Source organism: Fischerella sp. PCC 9605 (genome assembly GCF_000517105.1).
In the GTDB taxonomy this organism is placed as follows: Bacteria; Cyanobacteriota; Cyanobacteriia; order Cyanobacteriales; family Nostocaceae; genus PCC9605.
Genome location: NZ_KI912148.1, coordinates 2803171 through 2830040 on the forward strand (window position 1 = coordinate 2803171; position 26870 = coordinate 2830040).

Genomic DNA, 26870 nt, shown 5'->3' on the forward strand with positions numbered 1-26870 from the left:
TTACACCTAACGCACTACCTCCCAAATGGTTATTTAACGTTAGATGACAGAGCTACAAACTGGCGTCGCATTTGTAGGTGTCGTGACTCAAAAAACGTAGCACCTAGAGTACTAAGACGGGTCAATTAGGGCAATTTCTACGCCCCCACGCTCATTCGGTACTCTTATCTAAACCACAATGTACACAACGTTTACTATATAAGCATTTGACGTTGTGAATTTTTTCTACAACGTTGACAGTGGATACTTTACTAACATCTCTTGGAAAGGTATCCACTGTTCATCTTGCGTGTAAACGATGATACCGTCTTTGGTGTTTTGGCTGGCAAGAACTAACTTCTTGTTGTAGGCTAATGTATACCATTCCTTAAAAACATCCAGTTCAGATTGTTGTCCAATTTCTTCATTAGGAATCCAACCCTCTTCTATAGCTTTTTTAAGCCATGCACCTGGTTTTTCAATGTTGCTACCAGCCATTGCCTCTTTAAAAGCTTCTATTGCATTTAAAACAGTTTCTTCTGATGCTGACTTAATAGTTTTTGTTAATGTAGCATTTAATTTAATTCCGAGTAAATCCAGTTGTTGTTTGATTTTATCACTGACTTCTGAACGTCNAGTCCTTTTCTTATCTAAGGATGTAACCTTTGAATTTTCAGGTAAAGTAACAGGTGAATTTACATGAGAAAGACGAGCTTCTTCTAACTGTCGCTTCAACTCTGTATTTTCAGATTTTAGTTGTGCGTTTTCAATTTTCAATCTTTCTGCTAAATCATCTGCACCTTGAAGATGGTAAAGTCTACCAGCAATACCTTCATTGACTCTACGTAGTCCTGTTATTTCAGCTTCGAGTTGTTTTATTCTATCTCGAAGTTGGTAAATAATCACAGATTTAGAATTATCAGATGCCTTTTGTGTTTCAGTTGGCTTACCTGCTTTTAATTGTTGCTTTCTTAAACTCTCAATGCGTTCCCTAATCTCAGGGTATTTGTAGAGATAACTTACAGACAGCCCAGCTTCTCTTGCGACGTTAGCAAAAGTAATAGGTCGATTTTCTTGAGTTAATTTATGAATTGCTTTCTCCAGATTCTCTGCTGCCTGTTGTTTTTTTGCTCCGCAGCAGATTTCAGTGCAGCTATCTTAACATCATTACTCATTCTTATTTTCCTCCAGAGTATTGATGATATTTCCTAAACTTTTTTTGACATCTTCGTTAACTTGAATTTGACGTTGCCAACCATTAGCTTCGGCTACTTCAAGTACCTTTTTGGTACGCTCTAGATGTTCTTTATGCTGGTCTAAAAATTCAATTGTTGTGCGAAAATCACTACAGGTTAGACAAGCATTACCCTTACTACAGGTAAGTTGTGCGGGTAATCCACAGTATCCATTTGACAGAGTTTCAGCTAAAACCTTTTTCTTCATCCACTGCAAGCTAGTGTCATTGTCTAATTCTGAAGTTAAAGACTCGATAACCTCACCATTAATGTTGACTATTTTAGTGCCTAGATATTTATCTATCTCTTTCCTTAAAGTTGCATCATGAATATGAGCATAAACCGAAGTCATTTGAGGTGAATCATGCCCCAAGTATCTCTGAATAATATGTTGTGGTACTCCATTATTAATCATGCGAGTACCTACTGTATGGCGGAATTGATGTGTTTGAAAATTCCAGCGAATGCCTGAGTTATCCCTTATGTCAAACTCTTCAGACAGTTTTTTAAGACAACCTACAAAAGAAGGTACACTCATGATCTTAGGCTCTGAAGAAAAGCTTTTGTTATTGCCACCAGCACGACCACAAAAAAGATACTGATATTCTCCTAAGTTGTCCCGTATATATTGCTGTTGTTCTTGGATAACCGTTGATAGTTCTATAGAAATAGGAAGAGTAGTTTCTTTTTTCATCTTCCACCGCATAAATTGAATAAACCACCCTCCTTTAGCATCCTGTTTTAGACAGTTAAACGGAAGTTGGCACAGTTCGCCTATTCGCAATCCGCACTCCTGTATGACTAACACCATCCGCATAATCGGTGCTGGCAATTCATCTATGTGTTGGTTTAGTTGATGCATTACTTCCTCTGGAATGTAACGAGGAAGTGGCTTTATTTCCTTTTGATAATCTTCTTTGCGAATTAAATGAGGTGGAACATCAAACCAGTCATTAACTACTCCAGCCTCAAAAAAACCAGCCAATTTAGTTAATCTTTCGTTTTTAGTTTGTGGAGATAATTTTTTACGATTAAGGAATTCAAGATAATCAATAATTACAGAGCGATTTATATCATTTATACCTTGAGCATAATTAGTTTTGAACAAGAACTCTGAAAAAGACCTAAACGCAGTGAGGCAAGCTCTTAAAGTTCCAAGCTCTCTATTTCCTGCTTTGTATCGAATATACTTTATGGCTAATTCTTTAAACCAGACTTGTTTAATTTTAGAAAAATTTAATTTTTCTCCTGACCTCTGATAAGTGTTAACTCTTAAGCCTAATTTTGTTGCACTCAACACATCATCAGACTCACCAATTGCATTTGCAGGATTTTCAACAAACCTACGATGACAGCCCTTACAACGATACCTCTGTTTGCCGCAACGATTTGTACCAGCTTTGTGGTAATCACCACTTCCACAGGAAGGACAAGTAATTTCACTGCTAATGACATCATCCGGCTTTGTTTTTATCAGTTGAAGTTGCGGTAATCCGCTATTCATTAATGGTTTTTTTAAATATTTTTTAGTTTTCATTTTCTACTTTTTTACTATTCAAATATTTTTGATATTCTTGCTGTAAGTCATCATCTGTCAGATGAACATAAGTGTTAATTGTAGTTTGAACACTGGTATGACCTAAGCGCTTTTGAATATGTGCCATATCCCATCCAGCCCTTATTAGTTCAGTGGCGTGAGTATGTCTGAGCAAATGCGGCGATGCTTTAATACCTGTTTTCTTAGCTAACCTTTTGAATAATCCATTAATAGAGCTATACCCCATTGGCTGTCCAATCTCTCCATCCCAACAATTGACAAATACATAGTCGCAGTCAATATCTACTGGGTACTCTTCAATTAAATAATTTGAGTAGAGTTTCATTAGGTCTTTTGAAACGTGAATTACTCTCTCAAGTCCTGATTTAGCTCGACTATTATTTACGTTGTCATCTCTGGGAACTACATGAATTTCGTTGACTCCCTGTGAATGAATATCTTCATGTCTTAGACCTAATAACTCACCTATCCTCATGCCTGTTTCATATAGCAAGCAGATAATAAACTTATCCCTAATACGATTACAAGCATCAACTAATTGCTTAACTTGCTCGGAAATTAAGCATCCTGGGAATGTCTTAGGTTCTTTAACTTTTAGTAGTCTAGTTTTAACTTCTTTTCCCTTACTAATATGATGCAAAAATGACTTGTATTTACGACCTGGTTGTAATTGATAACGGTAAGCATCCACACCCTCAGTTATTCCTAAATGCTCTTGAAACTCATAAAAGCTACAAACAGTCGTAAGAGCATGATTAATTGTTTTTTCTGCTCGCTTAGATACCTGCGGATGCATGGATATTACTCCTGGGTCGGGACTTCTCAGCCAGTGAATAAAATCTGACATCTGCTCAAGATTTACTTCTTTCCAGTCAAGCTTTTTGTCCCGTAAAAATTCCCAAAATAGCTTGAGGTTATTAGCGTAAACTCTAATTGTGTTGGGCGACTTCTCTAGACTGTCCAAGTACCGCAGGTATTTTTGGATTGGCTCAACAGGGAGATAGTTATCATCCAGCACAATCCAAATTGGGCGATTTGAATCTGGGATTTGACCTTTCTGAATTAACATATCATCATTATATACGTTGTGTAAAGGATATGTTTGGAATTAATACAGCTTAATAGAAAAGACTCAATAAATAATCGTTGTTGTTGTTGTGTAAGATTATTTATGAGTTATAGATAAGTACTCCAAGTCAGTGTGGGTAGTTCACGATTCCCGTCCCGATGCCCAAGTATCACGCCACTTAACAGTACCCTCACTGGCAATTACCCAACGCCGAGAGACAAGATTTTCCCGCAAAGGAGAACTTCCTTCCCGCCACATGGCATATTTATAGCTGATCAGCTTGCCTGCACTTTCATTAAAGGGAATCTCAGCAAACCAAGTATTGGAGTTGATGTATTCCAAGGGATATGCTTTGCTGATGTCCCAATTCCCAAGTTCGGGACAGTCGCCAATTACGACGATGGTTTCTCCCGGTTGGGTGCATACGCTATTGAGTTGTACCCGGACAATGGTTTGCCCTTTGACGCGTTCACCAACGTGACTAATGGCGATCGCTTCTTTGGGAGCAAGTTCTAGGTTATAAATTTTGCCATCCTTGACTTCAAACTTGCGTCCGGTTAGCAAACAGGTATGTTCTCTGTCTGGTAACTCAGTATCTACCTCTTCTAAGGTAACTGCATCACCTCTGTTCAAGGCGACAAAGCAACGTGAATCACGGTAGCGGCGTACGTAGCAGTAAACATCTGGTGTAATATATTTCTGCCATTGGCTACCCATTGATATGGCTGGGTTGAGACGACGCAGCCCAGAAAGTTTCCGCACATCCCGATAGATAGGAGTATCGGTATCCCATTTCTCCATCATCGGGCGGTTGTAGGGATCGTTATTACCGTAGATATTGTTATCGCCATTGGTATCATTATGCAGATATTGTTCAGTGCCATAAAACAGGCAAGGAATACCGCGAGTTGTCATCAACAAAATCACCGCCAACCGCAGCGTATCGGGATCGGGATTGAGAGTTTGAAAACGGTGCATATCGTGGTTGTCGATAAACGTAATCAGTTCCGTCGCACCGTTATAGCGATAGTCCAAATCGAGTACGTTCTGAATCAGATAAAATCCTTTATCATCGTGCGTTGCTAAAGCTTGCCGAATTGCCATGCACAAGCCAAAATCTAGGATCGTCATGCCAGAGTAGTTGGCAAATTCCACAGCGCGATCGCTATCTGGATGGCTGTAAATCCATTCACCAAAAATAAACACATCTGGTTTGTGATTGTACATTTCGCCAGTAAACTCTTGCCAAAACCAGATAGGCATGTGCTTGACTGTATCAACTCGCAGTGCATCAACGCCACGATCTAACCACTGCTTAATTGCAGATTTGATGTAATTACGGTACTGAATATTGTTTTCGTTAAAAGTAGCTAAACCTGAGAGTTCACAGTTTTGAACCTGCCAATCATCTTCCCAGTCTGTAACTTCACCGTAGTGATGATACCAATGGTCTTTATCATCATTAAAGTCAGCAATCTTGACGCCATCATCATACAATTCACCCTTACTACCACCAGTATCAGGGCTGCTATGATTGCAGACTATATCCAGTACCAGCTTCATATTACGCTGATGTAATTCTGCAATTAAGCGGTCAAAAACAGTGTTTTTCCGATCTTGAGTTTTGTTGAGAGAAGGGTCATCATCAGCTGCTATGTAGCGGGGATTTAAACGCTTAAAATCTCTTGTCCAGTAGCCGTGAATAGCAGCACTTTCAATAAATAATTCCTCAACTTGCTCAAATAAAGGGGTTAGCCAAATAGCAGTCACCCCCATATTCTTGAGATAATCTAGCTTGTCAATAATTCCTTGTAAATCTCCACCCCAATACTTACCCCATTCTTCTCGATTGGGATCGTAAAGTTCAGAATTTATACCTACACTGTTATCAGGATCACCATCATAAAAACGGTCAACGACAATGAAATAAATCGTTTCTTGGCGAAATTCTATGTCTCTTGTGTAGAGAAATTCTAAATCAATATCTGTATCTGAGGTTGGTGCTTTGACAATTGCTTCTACTTCTGCTGTTGGGTTTTCTACTTTGTATTGAGTCTCTGAAGTTTGAGATGGAGGATTTGTTACCATAGCCACTTAATCCAAACAGATGTTGCGAAATGTAAATTTCAAAAAGTCAAATTTACAGAAAAATTATTTCATAATTGCATACATCTTTCAATTGAAAGGATTTATTTAAAAGATAAAATAATAAATCTATCTAAAGTGTTTTTTTATTCGCACTTTAGATAGATTTTCTAATCTGGGAGCGCTATAGTATAATTCCTGGCAATATATTGACTATAAATAATTATTCATCACTCAGTTTATATCTTCTCTTTAGGTTATTTGTGATGACTTATTAAGGAGAGCCTAAAACTAAAATATAATTGCCTATGTTAATGATTATTTGGTTTTCCATATCAAAAGCAAATAATCATTAAATAAATTAGTTTTTAATGTATATTATCACAAATACTTTCTATATACAATCTGTAGTTACTTCTTGTTAAAAAGTCACTTTTTCAGGTTATAAACATTCTACCCATTGAATTAATAAAGAGGTAAAAACTTGCTAGCACAGAGTCCTATTATTTCATTCACGATTCTTCTAGTTGTCATCTTTACCGTACCCCCTATTTTTGAGCGGCTGCGATTACCTGGATTAGTAGGTTTGTTGATAGCAGGTGTAGTACTAGGTGAAAACGGACTCAACCTTCTTAACTCCGAATCCGAAACCATTAAACTGCTATCGGAGATCGGCAAAGTTTATTTGATGTTCGTAGCAGGTTTAGAAATTGACCTAGAGCAATTTCGCAAAACTAGAAATCGCTCAATCGGCTTTGGTACTCTAACATTCTTAGTACCAATGATTGCTGGCATTATTGTTGGTAGATTATTTAATTTTAGTTGGAATGCTTCCGTCCTGATTGGTTCTTTGCTTGCCTCTCATACTCTCTTGGCATATCCAATTGTCAGTCGTCTGGGAGTGGTGACAAATGAGGCGGTGACAGTAACAATTGGTGCTACGATTTTCACCGATACAGGTGCTTTATTAGTGCTAGCAATTTGTGTTGGCATTCACGGAGGAGAATTCACAGCCCTAAGTTTAATTACGCTTTTGGGTGGATTGGCAATTTACTCTGTGGCTGTTTTATTTGGCTTTGATTGGGCAGGAAAAGAATTCTTTCGACGTTCTGGTGATGAGCAAGGCAACCAATTTTTATTTATATTGCTGGCTTTATTTTTAGCATCTTTAGGAGCGCAGGTAATTGGGGTTGAGAAAATTGTTGGTGCATTTCTAGCAGGTTTAGCTGTCAACGATGTTTTAGGACGCAGTCCTGTTAGAGAAAAAGTCGAGTTTATTGGCAGCGTTTTGTTTATCCCTTGTTTTTTTGTGGACATGGGATTGTTGATTGATATCCCTGCTTTTATTAAAACCCTCGGTTCAATTTGGCTAACTGTAGCAATTGTAGTGGGGTTGATAGGCAGTAAATTTGTGGCTGCATTTCTAGCCAAACTGCTTTACCGCTACAATATACCGGAAATGCTGACAATGTGGTCATTGTCACTGCCGCAGGTAGCAGCCACACTAGCAGCAACTTTGGTTGCTTATGAAACAGTCAACAGTGCCGGTGAGCGCTTAATTAATGAAGGTGTTTTAAATAGTGTAATTGTGCTGATGCTGGTGACTGCGATTCTTGGCCCGGTGATTACAGCACGGTTTGCAACTTCATTGACAGTTTCCCAGACTGACTGGGCAACAGATCAACTATCAACGTGGTGGCAAGCAGATACTTGTGAAGTGGATGGACAAATGCGCTATCCATTCACCGTCGTAGTTGCCGTCTATAACCCCCAAACTCAGCGCTATTTGATTGAAATGGCTGCATTGCTGGCACGTCACGAATCAGGAAAGATTGTACCATTAGCGATCGCCAAAGGCCATCTTCAGATGGACGATCCGCGATTAAAAACAGTACTAGATCAAAGTCAGCAACGATTGAAGGGTGTTTTAGAAATTAGTCAAGAATTCGGCGTGGAGGTATCGCCAGCAGTTCGGATTGATGATGATGTAGCTTTGGGAATTTGTCGCGTCAGTCGCGAACAAAACGCCAGTTTAGTCGTGATGGGATGGTCGCGTAACACAGGCTTTCGCGCCCGCTTATTTGGTAATGTTATTGATAGCGTCTTCTGGTCTTCTCACTGTCCGGTAGCAGTTACAAGATTGCTGAGTAGTCCCACAACAATCCAGCGCATTCTCGTACCAGTTGGAGATTTTACACGGCAAACTATGGGTGCTGTCAGGTTTGCCCAAATTTTGGCTGATGCCAATCAAGCAGAAGTGGTATTGTTACACGTGTGCGATCGCCGAACACCCCCAGTTCAGATTGAAAAGTTCAAGTCTCAACTGTCTGGTATCGCTGCTCAAAGTAAGTTACAAGTTAATACCGATATCCAAACCATTACTAGTGATGATGTGGCTAGAGTAATTATTCGAGAAGCAAAAACATTTGATTTAGTTGTTTTGCGATCGACTCGCTATCGTACCGCTGGTGGTTTAGCTGTCAGCGAAGTAACAACGCAGGTGGTTAAAGAGTTAACTACTTCAATCGTGTTGCTGGGAGAACCACACTCTTAATTCTCAACCTGCGTACACAGTATCAGATTGAGAAATCGTCAAAAATATTAAGTAGAGATTTTGCTGGGATAAATATAGTATATGAAAGTCAAATTAGATGCATGGGAAGAAAAAGTACTCAAAAATTTTCTTGACGGAGTACGCCTAATAAAAATTCCTGCTTCGCGTAAAAAACGCTTGGTTATACTCAGGTGGTTAGTCAGAAAATTTGAAACAGAGATAACTTATACAGAACGCGAAGTCAACGAAATTATTGCTCGCCATCACTCTGACTACGCAACGCTACGGTGCGAATTGATTGGTTATCAATTAATGGAACGAGAACGTGGTTTTTACTGGCGATTACCAGCAGTTCTTTGGAAGTCTGAATCCGAAATTCAGTAGACCGAAAAGTTCTGCGATCGCCAAAAAATAGTAGTGTATGATACCATTTTGCGAGAGTCCAATATATTACCGCTTGAGTTCACTGCACGATATAAATAAAGCTTCCAAGTAAGAAAGCTGGCGGTGTCGCTTTAGCACAATTGCGGTATAGAGATTTTAGATTTAGACTGCCAAATAAGACATAGCATAATGGATAAGCGTATTAAACTGCACCAGCCCAAATATTTCATAGTTAAAAGGCTTTAGCAAAATCGATGCGAAGAACGATAACTTTACTGGTTCTTGTAACTTTGCTTCTTGCAAGCTGTAGTAATCCAAGGATCGACACCTCATCAAAAGACTCAATGAAGTCTTCAATAGAAAAAGTTCGCCAGTCTCTTCCAGAAGACAAAAGAGGAGAATTTGATGAGGCACTTTCAATTCTCTATATGAGCCAAATGAGAAATATACTTACCCAAGGAATGCCGTTACCAATCTACCCAGAGCAAAAGCTCAAAGAGTTAATCAACGGAAAAACTGGTCTGGAAATAATAGCATCTGCTGAAGATATTAAGAGAAAACTACAAGAGGAGCGAAAGAAGCATATTCTTCAAGAGATTAAGAAGCTGGAAGAAAAAAAGCATCTGCCGAAAATGACAAACTTCAGTTGGCTAAATTCAAAGTTGTTCGAGCACGTTATTACAAGCAAAAACGACAATATTATGACAAGGAAGAGCTAATTATTGAATTGACCATGAAAAATGGAACAACTCATCCCGTCTCGGCAGGTTATTTTATTGGAACACTGACTCAACCGTCACGGGCAGTGCCTTGGCTAAAAGAGTCATTCAGTTATTCAATTCCTGGTGGTTTAGAACCTGAAGAAGAAGTTAATTTGCGTTTAGTCCCAAGTTACTCAAGCAATTTGCGCACAGTAGATATTCCTCAAGATGCTGTTTTTACTGTTGAGGTAAAACAACTTAATGGAGCATCGGGCAAGCCACTATTTTCGATGTGCAAATTTACTCAAAAAGATGAAAAAAAATTAAAAAAACTGAAAGAAAGTTTACGCCATGAACAAATAATCAGAAGCGTGGAGTATGATTACGATACGATAAACATTGGTCAAGATGGCTGTCGAAATGACTATTATTATAGCTATAACAACAGATTAGAAGTCTATTTACTGCCCTAACCTTTTCCTCGCACGACGGCGGTGGCTACTGGGGGGTAGCCTGCGAAGTTTGTTTACCATCTGGCTGATTTTGGTTGATTTTTGGCACTTATTGATCAGCTAATCTTATCCTTAGTTCAAAACCATCAGCTTTTTTACAGCCACGAAAAAACCGTATCATACACTACTATTTTTTGGCGATCGCAGAACTTTTCGGTCTACTGAAATTATGAACTAAGTATAACATTGCATAAATTCGTAACGAATTAAATTTGGAAAGACTCTGCGCCCATTTGCGCCTACATTTGCTACCTGGTGCGTTTAAAAAAGCTACGATTTTACGCAAAACTGTACTAAGTAAGTCGGCATAAATAAGTGATTGTTAGTGGTTGATAGGTAAAACAACCATCAACAATCAACAACTAACCACTCACCTCCAATATGTAGTGAAAAATCACAGCCAAATTTGTAAGCCTAGTTGTTTGAGATACCTTAAGCCATAGACAATTTGTTCGCGATTACCCCAAAGTTCTAGATCAAACCAACCATCATTTTCAGTATTAGTATTGAATAAGGCTCTAATAATGTTAACGGTAATACCATAGCAAGAAACTAGCCCTGCAATTACTGGAAAAGAACGGTAATTTTTGGGAATACAAACTTGAAACTTCGCGCGGGTTGTTTGTCCTTGGATTGCATTCAAATCATCTACTTTTTTGGGACTATTGAGTAAAATCTGTAAATTTTCCACACATTCTTGGGGAACGGTTTTGAGATTTAGCTGTTCAACTTCTACACCCAGTTCCTGGAGATAGACAAAACCTGCTTCTAGCTGTTGACGACAATTTCCTTGAATTTCTAAATTAAACCAACCGTCTTCTCTAGTTTCGGCTTCAAAAGCAGCTGCTGCAATGTTAATTGTTAAGTCGTAGCGAGAAATTAATCGGGAAACAATCGGTTGACCATAGTATTCCTGAGGAACCCGAATGCGAATGCAATCCAATGTGGGATTAACAGTAGTAGATACATTCATCAGTCCAATCCCCTGAATCATAAAAATTCTCCTGGAACGAATACAAAGCTAAAATCCTTTGTCTGAATTCCAGTGGCACCTTTGCAATTATTCCATAATTAATAAAATATAGTAAATCGATAGTTTTGCTGTAGTTTATAATAACACAATAAGTCTCTACAATGTACAAGCATAAGAATTTGCAACCATAGTAGTTATAAACTCCTGCTTTAGTATCTGTTTTTTTAGCTATGCAGCTGTCAGCTTAATTACCAGTGTTTAATTATGAACAGCAAACCAGCATATCTATGAAAAACATTATTTAAAACGCAATACAGTTCACTTAGCAGAACTTGATTTTTGAAGATCCCCCTAAATCCCTCTTAAAAAGGGGAGCCACTGCGTTGCGGGGATTCCCCCCGTTGTAGCACGTGGCGTGGACTTCAAAACTTCAGTTCCCCCCTTTTTAAGGGGGGCTAGGGGGGATCAAAACCTTAACTGAACCGTATTGATTCAAAAAGTTTGTTGAAAGCTTGATTTTGCCTGTTTACTGTGATGATTTTTATACCAAGCTAATAAAAAGACACTCTCACTGAGTGTCTTTGATCTTACACCAGTAATCAAACACAACTGCAATTTACAAATTTGAATTTTTTGGAATTTTGCGAATTTGATATTTTGATTTTGATTGCTTAAACCGAGCCTTTAACTTGTTTTATTTGATAAATCTGTTGCAGTTGATACATATGATTAAACAAATTCCAACAATATTCTTCTGGTAATCCGCAGGTAACAGCACCCCGCAAGACAACGTTAAAATACCAGTCGTTGGGTGCATGTTCTTCGGATAACTTGTTAACAACTACATAAGTCCGGACATTTTTGTAAACTCGCCCTTTGCAGTGAATATCTACAAATTCATGTCGATAACCGGCGCGAGGGACTTCTTCTCTTTCATCAAGGCGATCGCTAAATCGCCAAGGTAGCTGGTAAAGTACACCATGTACCGTACTAGCTGGATCTTTGACTATATCCAATACACCACACTTGCGAAATGAAGAATACCGATAAAACCCTAGTCGATAGCCTTTGAGTATTCCAGGTGCAATCACATAAGAATGGGTCTTTTCGCCAAGCGATCGCTTTAAATCGACAGGGCACATGCAAGATCCGTAAGCAAAATAGTAAAACATCGGCTCTTTTTTTTGCAGTCCCAAATTTAAGTTCGTAGGATTTTGAGACTGTACCCAGTGGTGATGTGAGTGTCCACTCTGTTTGCTCATCTATCCTTGCAAGTATCAACTACAATCAGGAATTATACTATAAACTGGCTAAGTATATAAATAAAAACTACTCTATATTGATAGATTAACCGTACTTCTAAATAAAAAAAGGTGAAAGAGTAAGGGGGAAAGGAAAAAATCTCTTTTACCTTTGCCCATCCACCTTTTACCTTTAACTTTTCCCCAACCAAAGGTTAACTTTGTGCACTGCTGAGAAGTTGATTCCACGCCTTGAGTACAATCCGTAAATTCTCAGGTAGACGATTTTGAGAAATATCGTTGTATTGAACAGTACCGTCACTGCTAGTGAGGGTGTAGATCGTGTAATCAGCAGCACCTGAAGGGGCTGGGTAATTCAGATTCTGGAATTCACTAGATCCCTTTTCTTCTAGCAATTTCTGAAATCTCCGCACCTGTTGCAGAGAAACGCGGCGAACGCTGCGTTCAGAGTCGTTAGCGTCACCTATACGAACGCGAATCAAACGCCCGTCATCTAGCAAAACAGTTTCGTAGGTTCTACCGATAAAACCACCACTAGAGATTTGCCGAAAAACTATACCGCTTTCTAAAGGAGGTGGTAATTCGTTACTGGGTATTGGCACAGGCTTAACACTTTCTTTGTCAGCTTCTTTGCCGGCAATTTTACTAGCCTGTTTATCTAGCTTGATGGTATCTGGTTCACCAACGCGATAAACTAAATCCTGCTGTCCATTGCTGACTTTTACCTGCCAACCAGATACAATGCTTGGCGCACATAAAATTAGCGGTTCGCTGATACCCAGACAGCGATCTGGCCATTCTCGCTTTTCTACCTCAACTATCCGTAATTGCGAAATAGGTAATTCCAATTCTTCGGCAGCATCTGCCAAAATTGTATCGGCTATAGACTTCGGTAAACTGGCTACTGTTTGAAACTCAAATTCCGAACCATCTTCTTTGACGCGGTAAACCCAGTTTTGCGTACCATTGGAGACAGTAGCTTGCCAACCCAAAGCAACGGGACGAGTACAGTTAGCAATACCTTCACAAGCACCTTTCCAATCTGCCAATTCTTGAACTTCTGTAATTCGGAAAGCAGAAATTGGCATTCGAGAATTAGAACGCTTGAGTGCATCCTGCTTAATGACTTTGGCAGCACTTTTCGATAAAATACGAGTGCGATCGAGCGCGACAACAGAAGCTTTTTCGTTAACGTGATAAACCCACTTCTGCGTACCGCTGTCAACTGTAATTATCCAACCTGCTGTAGGGATATAAGCTTTATTACAGATTCTATTAAAAGTTAGTTCACAAGGATTTCCCCAAGTATGACGTTCAGCCTTAAGGATGCGTAGCTGAGAAGTTGGGATTCCCGACCACCGGGACGCATCCCGCAGCACAGCATTGGTGATTGGTTTGGGTATACTTATGAGGCTTGCAGCTTCATTCAACCTGACTTGAGAACCATCACGATTAGCACGATAAACTAGACGTTGTTTTCCAGCTTGTACAGTTACTTCCCAAGCCTGTTGAGCAATTTGTATACACGCCTCATCAGGACGTGGCAAACCCAGACAGCCATCTGTAGTTACTTGTGCGACTTTAACAATGCGTAGTTGAGAAGTTGGCAATCCTGTGAATTTGGATGCAGTAGCTAAAACATTATCTCTAACAGAAGTGGGTAAATTATCTGATTGGTTATTTGGGGGAGTATTAGGATTTGCTAAGCGCAAAGAACGTCCATTGCTATTGGTGTGATAAATCCATGTTTGACTACCGTCAGACACCATCACCTGCCAACCCGGAACTAAGGCTTGGGTACAAAATTCACCTGGTTTAGGCAGGTCTAGACAGCCATTGCGCCAAGTCTTTTGACTGAATTCAGTTATTTCCAATTTGTTGGGTAGAATTCCCTGTGTCCGTGATACATCTCGCAGTATAGCCCTTGCTACTGGTTGCGGTAAACCATCGCTACTAGCATTTACTTTGAGGATTTCATTTGCTGTTTCTGGCAAAATATCCCTAGGAGCAGCTATTGCGCTTTTTAGTAGTGTGAAGCCACTACTAATAGATAAAATGCCAGTTAATATCAAAGCCGTGAAAATTTGCGCTTGTTTGGTGGTACAATAATTTTTCAAGATGGTTTTCATGAGAGTATTGCCAGATTAGTCATTAGTTAGCAAAAATTAGCCAATAGCCATAAGTCCAAAAGTCTACTGGTGACTAGAGGTAAAAAGATAAAGGATAAATCAATATATCATCCCATCACTGATTTCATCGGGATAAATTTTACGCCTGTTTTGCAAAGCGCTCATAAGGAGAGACGCTGAACTTTTTATTTTTTGTTCCTTAATTATGACTTAGTTTGAGTATGGCTATCTTAGCCCTCGCTACTTGTGTTTTCCAGCTTGGGGAAAATTGCCATTGACTGAGCGAGAGGATTTAATGATGTAGATTTACTCATGAAGGGAAGCAGCAAACTTCATGGCTTCACGTCAGTAATTTTACTAGCTTATACCAAGTTGCAGTCAAAGAAGTAATCTGTCATGTTAGAAAGCAACTTGGCATTAGACAGCGATCGCTGCTCAATTAAGTATGATTTGGCTAATCAAATCTAATAGTAGCGGCAGCCCAATCTTTTAAATCAGGTGCTAGCCAGACTAATTTTCGCAAGATTTCATCGTTTACCCACAGCACCAAGGGAAACTCAAACCGTTTAGAAAGCTCATCCCGCATCAAATTTGTAGATACGATCAGCTGATTAATTGCCACCACAGATTCTAAACCCTGTACCATCAAAGCTTCAGGTTGAGTAGAACCGAGGGCGCTGGTAATAGTTGTATAAAGCGTTTCCGCAGAAGCAGGGATAGACAATTCTGTGGTTGCAAGTGGTAAAAATTCATTTAACAAACTCAATAATTGCTGCTGCTTGTTTGTAGAGTTACAGCAGGCTAAAAGCAGTGAAAATTGCCCTTGGGAAAGCATTATTGCCCTTGCTAATCTCTGAGTGGCAGTGGTAATGTTTGTCTTGCTGTCTTGATTATTAATTAGGCTTATCATTAATAAGTCTGAGTTTAGTTTTAATAATTATTTACTATATTCAGCAAAATCACTCAGCTATTAAGCGTTATTGCAGCTATTGAGTAATCTTGGGAAGATTTCGATGGTTTGTATTCCACAATCTTACTTACAGTATATTCCTCTATATTGTGGTGTATTGCCCCACAAGCATCGATATTTTACGTAATTTTGCTAAAAATACACAAAAAATAAACTTTAGTTAAAATTTTCTACAAAAATTGAGTCTATTTTTCTAAGTAAGTGTAACTAGACGTAAATAACTAAGACTATGATGGTAGTTGTTAGAAGCTGAGATCTTGCACCCTTTGAGTGGGAGAGCCAGAGGCTCTAATTCTCGTTACCAGGTTCAACCTGGTAAAGAGATGGTGGTCTTGCCTAGGGGCTATTGCGCTCGTCGTGCAAGACTCCCATGTGTATTTGCCCACAATAAAGAAATAAAAATTCCTCTTTCCTTTCCCCTTTTCTCTTTTCCCTTTCCCCCATTTTCAAGACAGATGTGAATAGAAATGGGTTTAGCTAGATATTCCAGTCTTTTGCAAATACAAAAATTAATTACTGAAAATCTTTAATCCCCCATCCCAGGTATGAAATCAAAGCTGTGTATTTGTTGTTATATTTATCCTATCCCCCGGGATAGGATAGTAATCTAACTAGTGCAGTGCAGCAAAAAAACTATACAGGTCGAAAGAACGCGGCCATTGCAGGCTACCAGATAAGCATTATTCCCTTCTGCTTTCTGACACTAGTAAGACAAACAAAAAAGCTTGCCAAAAGCTTTCTCATTTGGTTGCATTGAGGAACTAATTGTGGTTGCCACGCCGGAAAAACTAGAACACACCCACGAGAAATTGCCAGGTCAACAACGAGTAGCCGTATTACTCATGGGCTATGGCGAAGTTGAAAGCTACGAAGATTTCGCTAACTATAATGAACAAGCTTTACATTTACTAACAGCAAAATTCGCACCAGTACCAACTTGGATTTATCCTCCTTTGGCAAAAATTTTGGCGCTATTTGATCGCCATGAGTGGGGACATCAACACAATGATTTTATTTCTCCCCACAATGCCATCTTTGAAAAGCAGCGGGCTGGTATTGAGAAGAGTTTGCAACAAAATTGGGGCGATCGCGTCCAGGTGTTCAAAGCTTTCAACTTCTGCGCCCCCTTTCTTCCCAAACAAGTCTTGGCAGAAATCAAAAACCAAGGTTTTGACAAGCTGTTAATTTACCCGCTGTTGGTAGTTGATTCTATCTTTACTAGTGGTATTGCGATCGAGCAAGTGAATAAAGCTTTATCGCAGATGTCTGATGGTAATGAACACTGGGTAAAAGGGCTACGCTACATTCCTTCCTTTTACAACGAACCCGCCTATATTGATATGATGGTTCGTCTGGTAGAAGAGAAAATTGCTAGCAACTTAGCCACCGCTTACCTACCTGCGGAAATAGGTATTGTCTTGATGAATCACGGTTGTCCTCACAAAGCCAAAGGCTTTACCTCCGGGATTACTGAAAGTCAAGCACTCTACGATTTGGTACGGGATAAATTAATTAATCGCTATCCTCTGATTTCTGTAGGTTGGTTGAACCACGACACACCCCTAATTGAATGGACACAGCCAAATGTCGAACAAGCTGCAAAAAACCTGATTCAATTGGGTGCAAAAGCGGTGATGTTCATGCCTATTGGCTTTGCCACAGAAAACCATGAAACTCTGTTGGATGTACACCACATTATTCATGCGCTACAGAAAAAGCATCCCACTATAAACTACATCCAAATGGCCTGTGTCAATGACCACTCAGAATTCTTGGAGATGGCAGCCCAATGGGCAAATCCTCATATTGCCGAGTTGTTATCAGAACAGGCGATGACGGTTAATCCGCAGCTAGCGGTAGCCCATCATCACCACCATCATCATTAAGAAGAGGGGGTGATGGGGAGATGGGGAGAAAGAAGAATTATTTTCTCTCCCACTCCTGTACTCCCCCACTCCTACACTCCTCCACTTTCCCACTCTTTAATTCACGCCCCGTAGCTTGCGGCTATTGTCAACTAAACTTTGAGCAAATTGATCAAATCTTTGAGAAAGCTTGTCATCCAGCAGCTTACCTTCAGCATTGAAAGCTTTCCACGCTTGTCCAATTGCTACTTGTTCTGGAATTACCCAAGCATGAACCCATCTGAGAATTACTCGTAAATCATTCAAAGCGTTGCTGTTAGGCTGTCCCCCCAACACACTGATTAATCCTGCTACTTTACCAGACAGCTGATCAAAACTCATCAAATCCAAGGCATTTTTCAAGACACCACTGACGCTACCATGATACTCTGGTGTCGCCAAAATTAACCCATCAGCACTACTAACAGCATCCTGTAACCGCGTCACATCAGGGTAATCCGGATATTCGTCTCCCCCATCGCAAAACGGTAACTGCATCTCGCGCAAATCCAGGATTTCTACCTCTGCACCTAAAGCTTCTACACGTTGAACTGCCAAACGCAAAGCCATCTGACTGTAAGAGCCAGGTCTTAAACTACCACCGATGCCAACTATTTTCACCATGATTCATTAACTAAGCACTAATTAACTTTAATAACCAGCTACACTATCTCAAGACAGATTTTTGCAATACGGAATCATTACGACTATGAATAAATTCTAGCTATTTATGACGTAATATGTCAAATTCCGGTTAGACCTCAAATTTTCTAGTAGGAAGATAAAAAATCACCTGGCTGCAAGAGGATTTTTGTAAAAAAATTACTAATTATCTACATGTGTGCCAAGTAAAGCGATCGCCCTCCACTTCCTTAATGGTGAATCAAGAGTCTAGTGGTCTGCCAACCCAATTTTGCGCTTGTGAGGGGAAAGGGGAAAGGGGTGCATCTTTTAGGGAAAGGGATTAAAAACCTTTCACGCCAGTCGCTACAACTTTTTTGGAAAAGCAACGCGCTGGCCCCCCTTTTCTCCTTACCCTTTACGCCGCCAAGTTTCCGAGCGCGAACTACTAGACTTAAAGCAGCATTCAGCGACCTAAGCCGAGAAATTTGGGAATGAGTTTTTATGAAAGCTACACTAGAGTGAGAAAAGGTTATTTCAACTATTTCTAGAAAAAAGCCATAAAAATCAGCGCTCAGCTTATTGCAGCGGACAAAGGGTAATTCTTATGAACAGTTTTGAGAAAAAACCACCGATGAAACAGCGATCGACAAAGCGAGCAGCTTTGACAGGAGCATTGGCAGCCAGCTTGATGATGTTGCCAGGATTTGTTGGGGGTACTCCCGCCTTGGCACAAAAAGCAGAGCGTGACTCCCTTAGCTATGGCGAATTGTTGCAAAAAATTGAGAACAGAGAAGTTCAAAGAGTAGACCTAGATGAAACTGAACAGATAGCAAAGGTTTATCTCAAAGGACAACAGCCAGATGCCCAACCGCAACAAGTGAAGCTTTTCGAGCAAAATCCAGAGTTGATTGCTGCACTCAAAGCTAATGATGTTCAATTTGATGAGGTTTCCTCTGCTAATAGTAGAGCTGCTGTTGGACTTTTGATTAACCTAATGTGGATTTTGCCACTGGTTGCTTTAATGTTATTGTTTCTACGCCGCTCTACGAATGCTTCCAGTCAAGCAATGAACTTTGGCAAATCCAAAGCTCGCTTTCAAATGGAAGCCAAAACCGGGATAAAATTTGACGACGTAGCGGGCATTGAAGAAGCGAAAGAAGAACTCCAAGAAGTTGTTACCTTCCTCAAGCAACCAGAAAAATTTACTGCTGTCGGCGCACGCATTCCTAAAGGAGTACTATTAATAGGGCCTCCGGGAACTGGTAAAACTCTATTGGCAAAAGCGATCGCTGGCGAAGCAGGTGTTCCCTTCTTCAGTATCTCCGGTTCGGAATTCGTAGAAATGTTTGTAGGTGTGGGTGCATCCCGCGTCCGTGACTTGTTCAAAAAAGCTAAAGACAACGCTCCTTGTTTGATATTTATCGATGAAATTGATGCTGTCGGTAGACAAAGGGGTGCTGGTATTGGCGGCGGAAACGACGAGAGAGAGCAAACCCTCAACCAACTGCTGACCGAAATGGACGGTTTTGAAGGTAACACCGGCATCATCATTATTGCTGCTACCAACCGCCCAGATGTTTTGGATGCAGCCTTGCTTCGACCGGGACGCTTTGACCGCCAAGTAATTGTTGATGCACCTGACCGCAAAGGGCGATTGGAAATTTTAAAAGTTCATGCGCGGAACAAGAAAATAGATCCGTCTGTTTCTTTAGAAGTTGTTGCGCGTCGGACACCAGGTTTTACAGGCGCAGACTTAGCTAACCTCCTTAACGAAGCAGCAATTCTGACAGCACGGAGACGAAAAGATACAATTACACAGATAGAAATTGACGATGCCATTGATAGGCTGACAATCGGATTAACGCTGAATCCACTCTTAGATAGCAACAAAAAGCGATTGATTGCTTATCATGAGGTCGGACATGCTCTTTTGGCTACACTTTTGCCACACGCAGATCCTTTAAATAAGGTGACAATTATTCCCCGTTCTGGTGGAGTTGGTGGTTTTTCTCAACAGATTCTCAATGAAGAGATGATTGACAGTGGTCTTTACACTCGTGCTTGGATACAAGACAACATTACCATGACTTTGGGAGGAAAAGCCTCAGAAGCAGAAGTTTTTGGAGAATCTGAAGTTACGGGTGGAGCCAGCAACGATTTAAAAATGGTGACAAATCTGGCCCGCAAGATGGTGACTATGTATGGTATGTCTGACTTAGGGCTAGTAGCTTTAGAAACTCAAAATAGTGATGTGTTTCTCGGTAGAGATTGGGTAACTCGGAATGAGTATTCCGAAGAGATGGCGACTAAAATTGACCGAAAAGTGCGGGAAATTGCAGTTTATTGTTACCAAGAAGCTCGCCGTATTATCCGTGAAAACCGAGCACTGGTAGACAAACTTGTGGAATTGATAGTAGAACAGGAGACTATCGAAGGAGAGCAATTCCGACAAATTGTTGCTGAATATACTAAATTACCTGAGAAACAACAATTAGCAGTATTTAGTCAGAGTTAGTTAGTGGTTAGTGGTTAGTGGTTAGTGGTTGTAGAGACGTGCCATGGCACGTCTGTACATTGGTTGTTGGTTTTTGGTTAGTTATGAAAATCAACAATCTATTTTTTTATTAAGGGCATTAGCCTTGGTTTGATGATGAGTAGAAATACTATTAACTTTAGGATTAAAATTTCTGAAGAGGTTAAGTGAGCTTAAATAGAAGCTAAATTTTACCCTTTGCAGGACTCACACAAACCATGCTGACTGATATGTTACCTTTTAGCTTTGAGTTAGATACAGTGGCCATTGCTGGAGCAAGTTTATGGTCATTGGCGCTATATCTGGGTTTTTCGCCAGTCAGTGAATGGGTGATCGAGCAACTCAACCGCTGGTTTAACTTTGCGGAGCGATCGCTTTACACTAGTAAGTCAGAATTTGAAAAGACTCGTCAGGCGAGAGAATCACAAAATGCTTTTTACGCCTCAGTGTTTAGCATAATTCCTTTTCTTGCGTTTGGTGCTTTATGTAACTGGGGTGTAGAAGTAAGTTTAGGTCGCAGCTGGGCAATTAGTATGGGTATACTCGCCTGTATTGGTTGCAGTGTTTACGAACTGGGGCGGCGAGACGGCAATTCTTCTGAGTAAAAAACAGAGAAACGCACAAATATTGAGATGCGGAGAGCTAAAATTCTCCGTGTCTTTGTGTCTTGGTTCTTATCGTTATCCTTTTCCTTTTAATTTACGACTTTTGAAGTAGACGCTTCTATAATTGTTTTTCTATTTCTTCATATACTAATTGCGCTAATTTATCAGCTGCACCTGTTTCTCCTCTAATGCTTTGCAGTTTCGTTCGCATTTGTTCTAATTTTTCTGGATGATTCAAATAATCTAAGACCATTTCTCCCACTTCTTGCGGCTGAAGTTTGCCTACAAGTTCTGGAACGATTTCTTCCTTTGCCCAAATATTAGGCCATGCTAATAAACCTTTACGCTGTAGGAATAGCCAGTTAATCAACTTGGCAAAACTAGAACCTACTCCCGGCAAATTTGCCAACAAACCTGGCAAACCATCCCAGGATTTCATTGCGTCTAGTTGTTGAGTTGGTAGCAAAACAATCATTGGTACTGCTAAAGAACCAAGTTCAGCAGTGTTTGCCCCTACAGTAGTCAAGCAGATACTGCACTGGGATAAAATGTCGTAGGCAGGATTGCGAGTTACTAATTCTACAGTTAAACCATTCTCTGTTTTCAGGATCGGAGATTCAAAATCGATTAATTTCGCTGATGTACCACCAAAAATCTCTACAAAAGGATTTTTATGGCGATCGCCAAAACTAGCTAAAGTTTCTAATTCCAAAGTCGGTGCAACAGGAATAAAAAACTTTGTTTGCGGTCTTTTTGCATGAACATACTCTGCGCTCGCCAAAGTTAAAGGCACTCCCTGGAATAATTTTGCAGGCTTTGAACCAGGGAGTAAAGCAATCAATTCGGTCATTTGTCCTACCCTGCGGGAAGCCGAAGAAGGCGCGTCTATGTCATTTGTCATTTGTTCTTGGTCTTTTACCAATGACGAATGACTAATGACTAATGACGTAGACGCACCTGCTTCTGCCATCAAATCTCCCACAACTGTAAATTTGTGAGCATATTTAGGTGCTACTCCGGCAGCAACTTCTGGTTTCATCACACCAAAACGGTCAATGAGATTATGCCAGCGTGCTTCCCATTCTGCATAAACAACAGTGCGATAACCCAGTCTTTTGGCGATCGCGACAGCAAAAAATTGGTCGCCGCCAAGAAAAACAACTACGCCACGACTTCTCCAATCCCAGTTTTCCCAAGTTTTTCCCCAGAGCAAAAATCGCCAAAAATGCTCCGCTGATTGGACTCTGTCTACTTCTGGGTAAGAACTAACTATATCTGCTTCTTTGCCACTAGCGTTTGGGCAAGGGGATAAAACTACTGAGATTCTAACTTGCGATCGCTCTTGTGGAAGTTTTTGCCTTAATGCCTTTACTACCGGGCGAACCCACGTAGTTACCTCTCCAGGCCCATTTGAGAGAATCAAAATGTCAAAAGTCATTGGTCATTAGTCCTTAGTCATTGGTCATTGGTCATTAGTCATTTGTTAGTGGTTAGTAGTTAGTAGTTAGTATTTATTCTGATCATTTCCCACTCCCCCACTCCCCCCATCACCCCACCTCCACATCTCCATTCCCGATCCCCAATTTTTTGTAAACAAAAATTTACATTTATGTGAGCATATACTTTTGAATTTTGTAAAAAATTGTAACAAAAAATTTCATTGTTTATATCGTTTTGTGTCAGATAGGCGACAAAATCACCATCCAGTAAGCTTTTTCTGATAAAAAAAAGACTGAAGATTTCCTAAAGAAGAGTCAAGAACACGCATCAAAGGAGCCTATCTGCATGTTCACCCACGTCAAGTCCACCATTAGACACATAGCTCCTGATAACCTAAAGGGGCGTCATTTAATCAAGGTGGTCTATGTCGTGTTAGAGTCCCAGTACCAGAGTGCATTGTCACAAGCGGTCAGGGCAATTAACGCAAACAATCCCAACGTGGCGATTGAAATCAGTGGCTACTTGATAGAGGAACTCCGTTCGCCAGAGAACTACGATGAGTTCAAAAAAGATGTCGAGAGTGCCAATATCTTCATCGCCTCACTAATTTTTATAGAAGACTTAGCCCAGAAAGTAGCAGCAGCAGTACAACCGCATCGCGATCGCCTTGACGTTGCCGTAGTTTTCCCCTCGATGCCGGAAGTAATGCGCCTGAACAAAATGGGCACCTTTTCAATGGCACAGTTAGGGCAGTCAAAAAGTGCGATCGCCCAATTCATGCGTAAGCGCAAGGAAAAATCCGGCGCTGGGTTTGAAGATGCGATGCTCAAGCTACTAAGGACTCTGCCCCAAGTGCTAAAGTTCCTGCCAATGGACAAAGCACAAGATGCCAGAAATTTCATGCTCAGCTTTCAGTATTGGTTGGGTGGTTCGCCAGAGAATCTGGAAAACTTCTTGCTGATGCTAGCTGATAAATATGTATTAAAAGGCGCAGATAAACAAAATTTTGCATCTTTCCAATATCAAGCACCGGTTGTGTATCCAGATATGGGAATTTGGCATCCTTTGGCAACAACAATGTACGAGGATGTCAGAGAGTATCTCAACTGGCATAACAGCCGCAAGGATATTCCCAAAGATTTGAAAGACCCCTTAGCACCCTGTATTGGCTTAGTGTTGCAGCGCACTCACCTAGTTACAGGTGATGATGCTCACTATGTGGCAATGGTGCAGGAATTAGAAGCGATGGGGGCAAGGGTAATTCCTGTGTTTGCTGGTGGTTTGGACTTTTCCAAGCCGGTAGATGCTTATTTTTATGAACCCACTACCAAGACACCCTTAGTAGATGGTGTAGTATCTTTAACTGGTTTTGCTCTGGTAGGCGGCCCGGCAAGACAAGACCACCCCAAAGCAATTGAGGCGCTGAAGCGGTTGAATCGTCCTTACATGGTAGCGCTGCCTTTGGTATTCCAGACTACTGAAGAGTGGATGGATAGCGATTTAGGCTTACACCCAATTCAAGTGGCGCTGCAAATAGCCATTCCTGAATTGGATGGGGCAATTGAGCCGATAATCTTATCAGGACGGGATGGGGCGACAGGAAAAGCGATCGCTCTCCAAGACCGCATCGAAGCAGTAGCACAACGCGCTTTAAAATGGGCGAATCTGCGTCGCAAACCCAAGCTACAAAAGAAAGTTGCCATCACTGTTTTCAGCTTCCCACCAGATAAGGGTAATGTCGGAACTGCTGCTTACTTGGATGTATTTGGTTCCATCTATGAGGTGATGAAAGCCCTCAAGAACAACGGGTACGAGGTGCAGGACTTGCCAGAAAATGCCCAGGCGTTGATGCAAGAAGTTATCCACGACGCCCAAGCACAATACAGCAGTCCAGAATTGAACATTGCCTATCGGATGTCAGTGCCTGAGTACGAAGCACTCACCCCCTATTCCCAACGCTTAGAAGAAAACTGGGGGCCACCACCCGGACACCTCAACAGCGATGGGCAAAACCTGCTGGTTTATGGTAAACACTTTGGTAACGTCTTTATCGGTGTCCAGCCTACCTTCGGTTACGAAGGCGATCCGATGCGGCTGTTATTCTCCCGTTCCGCCAGCCCGCACCACGGTTTTGCTGCATACTACACCTACTTAGAACAGGTTTGGAAAGCTGACGCCGTGCTGCACTTTGGTACGCATGGTTCCTTGGAATTCATGCCAGGTAAGCAGATGGGCATGTCTGGAGAATGTTATCCAGATAACTTGATTGGTACAATTCCCAATCTGTATTACTACGCAGCTAACAACCCCAGCGAAGCGACAATTGCTAAGCGTCGCGGTTACGCAGAAACTATTTCTTACCTAACTCCGCCTGCGGAAAATGCAGGACTATATAAAGGTTTGAAGGAACTCAGCGATCTAATTGCTTCTTACCAAACCTTGAAAGATACCGGACGCGGTATTCCCATTGTTAACACCATCATGGATAAATGCCGGATGGTGAACCTGGACAAAGATATTAACTTGCCAGAAATCGATGCTAAGGATATGTCTGCTGAGGAGCGGGATAATATCGTTGGCATGGTGTATCGCAAGTTAATGGAGATTGAATCGCGACTGTTACCTTGCGGTTTGCACGTAATTGGTAAACCACCGAGTGCAGAGGAAGCAATCGCCACGCTTGTTAATATTGCCGAGTTGGATCGTCCAGAGGAAGAAATTCAAAGCTTGCCCCGGATTATTGCTAATAGTGTTGGACGGGACATCGACGAGATTTATAAAAACAGCGACAAAGGTGTTTTAGAAGATGTCCAGCTGCTGCAAGACATCACAATGGCAACTCGCACCGCTGTTTCCGCCCTTGTTAAAGAGCAAACCGACGCTGAAGGACGAGTTTCTTTCGTTTCCAAACTCAACTTCTTTAATATGGGCAAAAAGGAACCTTGGGTGGAAGCATTGCATCAAGCAGGTTACACCAAGGTTGATCCTGCTGCACTCAAACCGCTGTTTGAGTATTTAGAATTCTGCTTGCAGCAAGTTTGCGCCGATAACGAACTCGGTGGATTACTCCAAGGTTTAGAAGGTGAGTACATTCTTCCCGGCCCTGGTGGCGACCCCATCCGCAACCCGGATGTATTGCCTACAGGTAAAAATATACACGCTCTTGACCCGCAAGCTATCCCCACAACTGCGGCAGTACAGTCAGCCAAAATCGTTGTAGACCGACTGCTAGCACGCCACATGGCAGAAAACGGCGGCAAGTATCCCGAAACGATTGCCTCTGTGCTTTGGGGAACAGATAACATAAAAACCTACGGGGAATCACTGGCACAAATCATGTGGATGGTGGGTGTGCGTCCGGTTCCCGATGCCTTGGGAAGGGTGAACAAGTTGGAATTGATACCTCTAGAAGAGTTGGGACGCCCAAGAATTGACGTGGTGATCAACTGTTCTGGCGTATTCCGCGACTTGTTTATCAACCAGATGAACCTGCTGGATCAAGCAGTAAAAATGGCGGCGGAAGCGGATGAGCCTGTGGAAATGAACTATGTCCGCAAACATGCTTTGCAACAAGCTGAGGAAATGGGGATCAACCTGCGTCAAGCAGCAACTCGTGTATTTTCCAATGCATCTGGTTCTTACTCGTCAAACATCAACTTGGCGGTAGAAAACAGCACTTGGGAAAGCGAAGCTGAGTTGCAGGAAATGTACCTGAACCGCAAATCTTTTGCCTTCAGTGCCGATAACCCCGGTACGATGGAAGAATCCCGGCAGATTTTTGAACGCACCTTAAAAACTGCTGAGATGACTTTCCAAAATCTCGACTCTTCCGAAATTAGCTTAACCGACGTTTCCCACTACTTCGACTCCGATCCCACCAAGGTTGTAGCAAGTCTGCGCGGTGATGGCAAAACACCAGCATCTTACATTGCAGATACAACCACCGCCAACGCCCAAGTACGGACGTTATCAGAAACCGTACGTTTGGATGCCCGTACTAAATTATTAAATCCCAAGTGGTACGAGGGAATGCTGTCTCACGGTTACGAGGGTGTGCGGGAACTCTCCAAGCGATTGGTAAATACAATGGGTTGGAGTGCAACTGCTGGCGCTGTTGATAACTGGGTTTACGAGGATGTGAACACCACGTTTATCCAAGATGAAGAGATGCAAAAGCGGTTGATGAATATGAACCCCCATTCTTTCCGCAAGATTGTATCAACATTGTTGGAAGTTAATGGTCGTGGTTATTGGGAGACGAGTGAGAGTAATTTGGAGAAATTGCGCGAGTTGTATCAGGAGGTTGAGGATCGGATTGAAGGGATTGAGTAGGTTATAACTGTGTAGAAACGC

18 protein-coding genes are annotated in these 26870 nt (G+C 41.2%); 8 read left to right on the forward strand and 10 right to left on the reverse strand.

The genetic code is table 11. From position 1 onward, the window contains the following. Positions 1 to 225: 225 nt before the first annotated feature. The 4 genes from FIS9605_RS37105 to FIS9605_RS0114610 all read right to left on the reverse strand — a co-directional run bounded on the left by FIS9605_RS37105 (position 226) and on the right by FIS9605_RS0114610 (position 5929). Complete coding sequence (locus tag FIS9605_RS37105) at positions 226 to 1122, reverse strand: DUF6262 family protein (RefSeq protein ID WP_331280957.1); 897 nt, start codon at positions 1120 to 1122, stop codon at positions 226 to 228. Positions 1123 to 1146: 24 nt separating this feature from the next. After that, positions 1147 to 2751, reverse strand: coding sequence for a tyrosine-type recombinase/integrase (locus FIS9605_RS37110; RefSeq protein WP_051469999.1), 1605 nt, complete (start codon positions 2749 to 2751; stop codon positions 1147 to 1149). Further along, positions 2741 to 3841 (reverse strand): tyrosine-type recombinase/integrase, encoded by a 1101-nt coding sequence (locus FIS9605_RS0114605; protein ID WP_026733251.1) that lies wholly within the window; start codon positions 3839 to 3841, stop codon positions 2741 to 2743. The genes FIS9605_RS37110 and FIS9605_RS0114605 overlap by 11 nt, the downstream gene beginning before the upstream one ends. A gap of 141 nt (positions 3842 to 3982) precedes the next feature. Beyond that, positions 3983 to 5929 (reverse strand): alpha-amylase family glycosyl hydrolase, encoded by a 1947-nt coding sequence (locus tag FIS9605_RS0114610; protein WP_026733252.1) that lies wholly within the window; start codon positions 5927 to 5929, stop codon positions 3983 to 3985. A gap of 481 nt (positions 5930 to 6410) precedes the next feature. Between FIS9605_RS0114610 and FIS9605_RS0114615 the strand changes: the two genes are divergently transcribed. From FIS9605_RS0114615 to FIS9605_RS39810, 4 genes are all read left to right on the forward strand, one after another. Continuing rightward, entirely contained in the window at positions 6411 to 8480 is a 2070-nt protein-coding gene (locus tag FIS9605_RS0114615) for a cation:proton antiporter domain-containing protein (RefSeq protein ID WP_026733253.1), read from the forward strand. A gap of 81 nt (positions 8481 to 8561) precedes the next feature. Beyond that, a complete protein-coding gene (locus FIS9605_RS0114620) occupies positions 8562 to 8864 on the forward strand; it encodes a DUF2087 domain-containing protein (RefSeq protein ID WP_026733254.1) in 303 nt (100 codons plus the stop codon). A 254-nt stretch (positions 8865 to 9118) separates the two neighbouring features. Then, positions 9119 to 9583, forward strand: coding sequence for a DUF6694 family lipoprotein (locus FIS9605_RS39805; protein WP_331280949.1), 465 nt, complete (start codon positions 9119 to 9121; stop codon positions 9581 to 9583). Further along, entirely contained in the window at positions 9511 to 10038 is a 528-nt protein-coding gene (locus FIS9605_RS39810) for a hypothetical protein (RefSeq protein WP_231510336.1), read from the forward strand. The genes FIS9605_RS39805 and FIS9605_RS39810 overlap by 73 nt, the downstream gene beginning before the upstream one ends. Positions 10039 to 10471: 433 nt before the next feature. Here FIS9605_RS39810 and FIS9605_RS0114630 read toward each other — a convergent pair whose 3' ends face one another. The 4 genes from FIS9605_RS0114630 to FIS9605_RS0114645 form a co-directional block, all read right to left on the reverse strand. Beyond that, positions 10472 to 11071 (reverse strand): NIL domain-containing protein, encoded by a 600-nt coding sequence (locus FIS9605_RS0114630; protein ID WP_231510337.1) that lies wholly within the window; start codon positions 11069 to 11071, stop codon positions 10472 to 10474. A gap of 650 nt (positions 11072 to 11721) precedes the next feature. Then, positions 11722 to 12312: a gamma-glutamylcyclotransferase gene (locus FIS9605_RS0114635; protein ID WP_026733256.1), complete on the reverse strand. Its 591-nt coding sequence runs from the start codon at positions 12310 to 12312 to the stop codon at positions 11722 to 11724. A 194-nt stretch (positions 12313 to 12506) separates the two neighbouring features. Next, positions 12507 to 14441 (reverse strand): hypothetical protein, encoded by a 1935-nt coding sequence (locus FIS9605_RS0114640; RefSeq protein WP_026733257.1) that lies wholly within the window; start codon positions 14439 to 14441, stop codon positions 12507 to 12509. 454 nt (positions 14442 to 14895) lie between these two features. Next, positions 14896 to 15351, reverse strand: a complete 456-nt coding sequence (locus FIS9605_RS0114645; protein ID WP_026733258.1) for a hypothetical protein — start codon at positions 15349 to 15351, stop codon at positions 14896 to 14898. A gap of 827 nt (positions 15352 to 16178) precedes the next feature. On the opposite strand from FIS9605_RS0114645, the gene FIS9605_RS0114650 reads away from it, so the two are divergent. Further along, a complete protein-coding gene (locus tag FIS9605_RS0114650; protein WP_026733259.1) occupies positions 16179 to 17297 on the forward strand; it encodes a ferrochelatase in 1119 nt (372 codons plus the stop codon). A 96-nt stretch (positions 17298 to 17393) separates the two neighbouring features. Here FIS9605_RS0114650 and FIS9605_RS0114655 read toward each other — a convergent pair whose 3' ends face one another. After that, complete coding sequence (locus tag FIS9605_RS0114655) at positions 17394 to 17939, reverse strand: NADPH-dependent FMN reductase (RefSeq protein ID WP_026733260.1); 546 nt, start codon at positions 17937 to 17939, stop codon at positions 17394 to 17396. Positions 17940 to 18543: 604 nt separating this feature from the next. Between FIS9605_RS0114655 and ftsH the strand changes: the two genes are divergently transcribed. Together ftsH and FIS9605_RS0114665 are read left to right on the forward strand one after the other, a co-directional pair. After that, positions 18544 to 20454: an ATP-dependent zinc metalloprotease FtsH gene (gene ftsH, locus FIS9605_RS0114660; protein ID WP_026733261.1), complete on the forward strand. Its 1911-nt coding sequence runs from the start codon at positions 18544 to 18546 to the stop codon at positions 20452 to 20454. A 236-nt stretch (positions 20455 to 20690) separates the two neighbouring features. Next, complete coding sequence (locus tag FIS9605_RS0114665; protein WP_026733262.1) at positions 20691 to 21077, forward strand: hypothetical protein; 387 nt, start codon at positions 20691 to 20693, stop codon at positions 21075 to 21077. 118 nt (positions 21078 to 21195) lie between these two features. On the opposite strand, the gene FIS9605_RS0114670 is transcribed toward FIS9605_RS0114665, so the two are convergent. Further along, positions 21196 to 22515: a lipid-A-disaccharide synthase gene (locus FIS9605_RS0114670; RefSeq protein WP_026733263.1), complete on the reverse strand. Its 1320-nt coding sequence runs from the start codon at positions 22513 to 22515 to the stop codon at positions 21196 to 21198. A 347-nt stretch (positions 22516 to 22862) separates the two neighbouring features. Here FIS9605_RS0114670 and FIS9605_RS0114675 point away from each other — a divergent pair, with 347 nt between their 5' ends. After that, positions 22863 to 26849, forward strand: a complete 3987-nt coding sequence (locus FIS9605_RS0114675; RefSeq protein ID WP_026733264.1) for a magnesium chelatase subunit H — start codon at positions 22863 to 22865, stop codon at positions 26847 to 26849. Positions 26850 to 26870: the final 21 nt, after the last annotated feature.